Annotated in this window: 6 protein-coding genes; all 6 read right to left on the reverse strand. The window is 33.1% G+C overall.

What is annotated here, in order from left to right:
• Positions 1 to 118: 118 nt before the first annotated feature.
• The 6 genes from DW1_RS13080 to DW1_RS13105 all read right to left on the reverse strand — a co-directional run bounded on the left by DW1_RS13080 (position 119) and on the right by DW1_RS13105 (position 6,378).
• Positions 119 to 928, reverse strand: a complete 810-nt coding sequence (locus tag DW1_RS13080) for a DUF368 domain-containing protein (protein ID WP_074351154.1) — start codon at positions 926 to 928, stop codon at positions 119 to 121.
• Positions 929 to 1,205: 277 nt separating this feature from the next.
• On the reverse strand, positions 1,206 to 2,222 hold the full coding sequence (locus DW1_RS13085) for a copper amine oxidase N-terminal domain-containing protein (RefSeq protein ID WP_074351155.1): 1,017 nt from the start codon (positions 2,220 to 2,222) through the stop codon (positions 1,206 to 1,208).
• A 126-nt stretch (positions 2,223 to 2,348) separates the two neighbouring features.
• On the reverse strand, positions 2,349 to 3,569 hold the full coding sequence (gene hydF / locus DW1_RS13090; RefSeq protein ID WP_074351156.1) for a [FeFe] hydrogenase H-cluster maturation GTPase HydF: 1,221 nt from the start codon (positions 3,567 to 3,569) through the stop codon (positions 2,349 to 2,351).
• A gap of 9 nt (positions 3,570 to 3,578) precedes the next feature.
• Positions 3,579 to 4,997, reverse strand: a complete 1,419-nt coding sequence (gene hydG / locus DW1_RS13095) for a [FeFe] hydrogenase H-cluster radical SAM maturase HydG (protein ID WP_074351157.1) — start codon at positions 4,995 to 4,997, stop codon at positions 3,579 to 3,581.
• Positions 4,998 to 5,071: 74 nt separating this feature from the next.
• Positions 5,072 to 6,112 (reverse strand): [FeFe] hydrogenase H-cluster radical SAM maturase HydE, encoded by a 1,041-nt coding sequence (gene hydE / locus DW1_RS13100; RefSeq protein WP_074351158.1) that lies wholly within the window; start codon positions 6,110 to 6,112, stop codon positions 5,072 to 5,074.
• Entirely contained in the window at positions 6,109 to 6,378 is a 270-nt protein-coding gene (locus DW1_RS13105) for a TM1266 family iron-only hydrogenase system putative regulator (RefSeq protein ID WP_074351160.1), read from the reverse strand. Before DW1_RS13105 ends, hydE begins: the two co-directional genes overlap by 4 nt.
• Between the last annotated feature and the right edge of the window lie 25 nt (positions 6,379 to 6,403).

The following is a 6,403-nucleotide window of genomic DNA, read 5'->3' on the forward strand; positions in this document are numbered from 1 at the left end:
AGTATAGATATGCAAATATACTATATAACTTTATAACTTTAATTTATGTAGCAGTCAAAGTAAAAACACATACATTTAGAAGTCTTATCTAATAAGTAAGAAGTAACCCCTATGATGTTTACTTTTCTGCTTTTTCATACTTACTTAGATACAAAGATACATAAAGCCCAACTATAAACAAACCTAAACCTATTAAATATCTAGAATCCAACTGGAATCCAGGAAATATAGGAATAATTGAACCTATGACAAAGCCTAATACTGCATAATTTGTATATCCAAAGGCTCTTTTAAATAGCCAGCTAATTAGCCTAGCAAATAAAACAATGCTAAGTACAAAACCAATACCTAAAGGAAAGAGAATTTGTATATTAATACTTGCTATACTATCAAGTACCAACTCATATGCACCTATATACATCAATATAAATGAAGCACTTACACCAGGTATTATGGTTCCAAAGCCTATAATAGAACCATATATAATTAGATGAAGTATTCCATCACCACTATTAGGAATTATATTCATTACTTTCCCTTCTAAAACAGAAAATACAACAGCAATTCCTAAGGTTATTATAAATGGTATAAGATATGAATATTTAAAGCCTTTTTTATTAGCCTGCTTAAATAAAGTTGGGAATGTCCCTATTATAAGTCCTATAAAGAGATATTTAACCTCAATATTATAATTTTTGAACAAATAATTTATAAGTCTACTAAATACTAATATCCCAAATCCCCCACCTAGTGCTATAGGAAAAAAAAATACTACATTCTCTTTAAAACTCTTAAAAACATGAGCAATTGCATCTGTAATTCTCTCATATATGCCAAATATCACTGCAAGAGTACCTCCACTTACACCTGGTGCAATAGCTCCTACACTTAATGCCATCCCTTTCAAAAATCCTATTAGAAATTTCATAAAACCTCCCCCTTATTGCATATTACTATGCCTATTAATACCTATACATTACTATGTGATTATGAATTTACCTATATGTTTTTATGCTTTTCTATAGCTATTATTGAAATCACACAATATATTAGTAACCATAAACATATAATAATACTTCATTTTTTATTATAATTATATTATCACACTCACAATAATCCTACTATATAATCTTAAATACCAAATATAAAACCTCTTAGTCTATCCCACTAATGGAGAAAGAGTCTAAGAGGTTACACTAATTTAATTACTTACTTAATACATCTATAAAAGACTGAGTAACATAAGTTTTCCCACTGGTTAATTCTGGTGCTTGTTCAAGTCTACCAAGGCTCTTGTTATATCCATACTCTTCCTTGCCTATAGTCAGTATAAATGAAACATTACCTTTTCTTAAAATCACGCTTCTATTTTCATTATTCCATTCAACTTCATACCCTAAATGTTCAGCTATTTTTCTTAAAGGTACCATTACAACCTCATCTTTTTTATAGCTATCAGATTTAATTATCTCAGCAATCTCATCTATTAAGCTACTTTCATCTGTGACTTCATCAGCCTCGTCTGTAGTTACTATATCCTCGGCAAATTCTTTTTTAAGTACTATTATCTTACTTGGGTTAGTCTGTGCAGGAATACTTTTAGTAGTGATTGTATAGAAAACTACTAAATCCTGGTTATGTAACTCCTCTTCCTTACACTCTTCTCCCTTCTGATCTGTTATAATAGTATCTTCTGATATATTAAGCTTTAGAAAATTGTCTACACTTACTAATTCCTCATTGAAATTAGAGTGCTTTATAAAGGCCCTTTCTTCTTCATCTTTTATAATAACTAACTCTGGATTAATTCTAGGAGGATATATCATTATCATCGGCATGTCTTTCCTATAGTAGCCTGTAAGCTTTTGACCTTCTTTTAATTCTGAACTTTTAATGGTCTCTCCTGTTCCTTGGTCTACAATCATAGTTTCTTCTGATAAACTAAATACTCCAATAATTTCATCTGTATTTCCATCTGTTAGTGAGACAAATAAATACCCTTCCTGTGCCTTAATTTCCTTAATTGAACCTTCAAAGGTTATATAATTTATCTTCTCTTCCCATGAGTCAATTGCTGATATAGTCTTATATTCAGATAGCAAGGAACTTTCCTCCATAGCTATTGGCTCTTCAACTATTGAAGTGGCATATATTGGCGTAATACCTGATGAGATTACTAGAGCTAGAGATAGTGCTCTAACTATTTTTACTGGTCTTTTCATATGAATTCTCCTTTCTTCTTATGTTCTTTACAATAGTTTGACGATAATATCAAAAGAAGGTTCCATAAAATAAAAAGAAAAGCTTCTATCAATACATTAAAAATCAACGAAGCTTTTCTATTCGTTTTATAAGGTAGAAATGTTATTTTCAATTTCTGCGAGAATGTTTGGGAAAATTTCAAGACTTCTTTTTAGAATTCCATTCATATAGGCAATGGTTATTCCATAATTGGTTATAGGGATATTTTGATCTAAAGCACATTTCATACGGTATTTAACTTCGCGCTCATTTAGCATACAACTACCACAGTGTATTATGAGCTTGTATCTAGATAAATTTTCAGGGAACTCTATGCCAGATGTAAATTCGAAATCAATCTGCTTTTTTGTGTAATTATTTATCCAGCTTGGTATTTTAACGGTTCCAATATCCTCACACTGCCTGTGATGCGTACATCCTTCAGAGATTAAAACTATATCTCCATCATTTAGTCTTTCAATTGTAGCAATTCCCTTTACAGCAGTTTCAAGTAAGCCTTTATATCTTGCCATTAAAATAGAAAAAGACGTTAGGGGTATATCATCAGGTGTGTCAGCGGAAACTTTTTTAAATACCTGGCTATCAGTAATAACTAAATCTGGTTTTTTATCTATTTTTCTAAGAACTTCGGGTAGTTCATGTTCTCTAACAACTATTGAAATTGCACCAGTTTCAAGAATATCACGTATTGTTTGCTGTTGTGGTAATATCAATCTTCCCTTTGGTGCTGCCCCATCAATAGGCGTAACAAGGACAACTAAATCCAAGGGTTGGATCAAATCTCCAACAATTCTCTTATTTGTTGCCTCAGTTATTGAAAGAGCTGCGATTTTCTCCTTCAATGCTTTTATTCCAATATTTTCTTTTGCACTGATGTATACTTCATTTTCCCCTATATTAGAAGGTATCTCAACAAGTTCACTTTTGTTATATGCTATCATATATCTAATGTTTTTTTCTTCAAATAGTTTTATAAGTTCATAGTCAACTTCTGTTTTGCCAATAGTCGCATCAATCACAAGTACTGCAATATCCGTCTTATTAAGCACTTGCTTTGCTTTTTTAATACGAAGTAATCCCAACTTTCCTTCATCATCAAAACCAGGAGTATCGATTATCATAACAGGTCCCAATGGAAGTAATTCCATTGATTTATACACAGGATCTGTGGTTGTACCTTTTATATCTGATACTACTGATATCTCTTGATCTGTCACTGCATTTAATACGCTCGATTTTCCTGCGTTACGCTTTCCAAAAAAACTAATGTGTATTCTATTTGCCGATGGAGTGTTATTAAGTCCCATATTAATCACCTATAATCTAAAGTCTCTTTGACCATTTTTAATATTTATTAGATTCTCATGAACTATCCTCTTTACCTTATCATTAGGTATATTTTCTATTTCCTTCTGGATAACTTTCTCACCTATTAACTTGGTTTCAGACGAAGCATAATCTTCTATATATTCTTTTAAAGTCATGAGTGCATTAGGATGGCAGCAGTTTTGAATCTGTCCACTTTTACTAAGGCTCATAAACCTATCTCCTGTTCTTCCTTCACGATAACACGCAGTACAAAAACTAGGAATATATCCTTTTTCCATAAGCCATCTCACTACTTCATCAAGTGTTCTTCTGTCACTTATTTCAAATTGCTCAGATTTTTCATTTTCAGGTTCAGGTTCACAATATCCACCTACACTGGTTTTAGACGCTCCACTTATTTGCGAAACACCAAGTCTAATAACCTTTTCTCTTACAGCTTGACTTTCCCTTGTAGAAATAATCATCCCAGTATAAGGAACAGATATACGAATACATGCACATATCTTTGCAAATATTTCATCACTGATGCTATTATCAAAAGCACTTGGATCAATATCATCTGCAGGCTTAATTCTTGGAACACTTATAGTATGCGGCCCTACTCCATATACTGCCTCAAGATGTTCAGCATGCATAAGAAGTGCAGCAAATTCGTACTTATATAGTTCGAGACCAAATAGAACTCCAAGACCTACATCGTCTATTCCACCTTCCATAGCTCTGTCCATAGCTTCAGTGTGATAAGCATAATCATGCTTAGGCCCTGTTGGATGAAGCTTCTCATAGCTCTCCTTATGATAGGTTTCCTGAAACAAGATATAGGTACCTATCCCAGCTTCCTTTAGCTTTCTGTAGTTCTCAACAGTTGTAGCTGCTATGTTAACATTGACACGACGAATGGCTCCATTTTTATGCTTAATACTGTAAATGGTGTCTATAGATTCTAGGATATATTCTATAGGATTTATTGATGGATGCTCTCCAGCTTCAATGGCAAGTCGTTTGTGTCCCATATCCATAAGTGCTACAACTTCACGAATGATATCTTCTTGAGTTAATTTTTTTCTAGCAATGTGTTTATTCTTTAGATGGTACGGGCAATAAACGCACCCGTTTATACAATAGTTTGATAGGTACAAAGGTGCAAATAGTACAATACGATTTCCATAAATGTCTCTTTTAATTTGTTCAGCAAGGGCATAAATTTCACTGATTTTCTCAGGTATCTCGCACGCTAGCAATACAGATGCTTCTCTGTGATTAAGTCCTCTACGAAGCTTTGCCTTTCCGATAATACTATCGATAAGCTCCATGTTATTTTTGTTTCTCTGGGCATACTCAAGTGTTTCTGATACCTCTTCATGACTTATAAATTCTTCTGCTCTTAATGACTTTGGATTATACATGATATCATCCTTTCTTTTGGGTCAGATTGTCTTCTTATAAAAGAAAGATTAACTTCCCCATTAGTAGATTAATTTTATATAGGTACACAGTCGCCTCTTGAGACAACTAATTTATATCCAATACTCTCTATACGATTTTGCAAACATATCCTACACTCTGCAGCTTCGTCCCCAGTACATATTTTATTATCGTAGAGCAAGTACTTCTCCCTGACTTCAGTAGGTGAAAGATTTGGCATTACAACATTTGCACCAGACAAAATTCCAAGCTCTCTTCCCTTAGGATGGATAGTTCCTAAAGCAGTAGTTGCAGGAATAAGGGCATTAGGTAGCATAAGGCGTATAATGCCTATGAGAAACAATGTAAGTTCTAATGTCCCAGCAGTTTTATCTGCAAAAGGTGTGTCTTTGTGAGGTATAAAAGGCCCTATTCCTATCATATGTGGAGTTAGATTTTTAATAAAAAGCAAGTCTTCAACAATACAATCTGTAGCTTGATAAGGAGAACCTACCATAAAGCCACATCCCACTTGATAACCTATTTCCTTAAGATTATAAAGACACTGCTTCCTGCTTTCAAGTGAAAGATTACTAGGATGAAGCTTTGAATAGTGTATGTAATTTGCTGTTTCATGACGAAGCAGATATCTGTCAGCTCCTGAGTCAAAAAACATCTTATAACTTTCATAGCTTTTTTCACCTATGGAAAGAGTAACAGCACAATCAGGATACTTTGCTTTAATCGTGCTTACAATATCAGCAATGATCTCATCCTTATAATAATTATCCTCGCCACCTTGAAGCACAAAGGTACGAAAGCCTAGATCATATCCAGTATCACAGCAATTTAGTATTTGCTTTTTATCAAGACGGTATCTATCAGCATTACTGTTACTTCTTCTAATCCCACAATAATAGCAGTCATTTTTGCAATAGTTAGTAAATTCAATTAGTCCACGCATATAGACATCATGTCCATAATATTGAATTCGTACTTGTCTTGCCTTTTCAAATAAATAGTCTGATAACCCTTTATTACGATTTTCAATTAATAATAGTAGTTCATCACGAGATAAGTTATGCTCATAGTAAAGCTTATCAATTAAATCTTTCATGACTTTATCCCTACTTCTGTTGTAATATTTGAGTAAGCAGTTTTGGCACTAATTCCATTTAATCTTCCTATTTTACCAGCCAAAGCACTTATTATATCCTGTGGAGCATCAATAGCAATACTTATAATATTAATTTTTTTTTCACGATAAGGAATACCCATTCTTCCAACTATGTATTCACCATATTCATGCAGAAGTGAATTAAGCTTTTCAACTGATTCCTTTTTTTCAACTATTATTCCTATTACCGCCACTCTTGTATCCATATTCATATCCTCCAAGTAATCTATA

This window comes from Proteiniborus sp. DW1 (assembly GCF_900095305.1).
Classification (GTDB): Bacteria; Bacillota; Clostridia; order Tissierellales; family Proteiniboraceae; genus Proteiniborus.

Coding starts and splice junctions, on each gene's coding strand:
- DW1_RS13085 (WP_074351155.1), bottom strand. CDS start 2,222: ATGAAAAGACCAGTAAAAATAGTTAGAGCACTATCTCTAGCTCTAGTA.
- hydG (WP_074351157.1), bottom strand. CDS start 4,997: ATGTATAATCCAAAGTCATTAAGAGCAGAAGAATTTATAAGTCATGAA.
- hydE (WP_074351158.1), bottom strand. CDS start 6,112: ATGAAAGATTTAATTGATAAGCTTTACTATGAGCATAACTTATCTCGT.
- hydF (WP_074351156.1), bottom strand. CDS start 3,569: ATGGGACTTAATAACACTCCATCGGCAAATAGAATACACATTAGTTTT.
- DW1_RS13105 (WP_074351160.1), bottom strand. CDS start 6,378: ATGGATACAAGAGTGGCGGTAATAGGAATAATAGTTGAAAAAAAGGAA.
- DW1_RS13080 (WP_074351154.1), bottom strand. CDS start 928: ATGAAATTTCTAATAGGATTTTTGAAAGGGATGGCATTAAGTGTAGGA.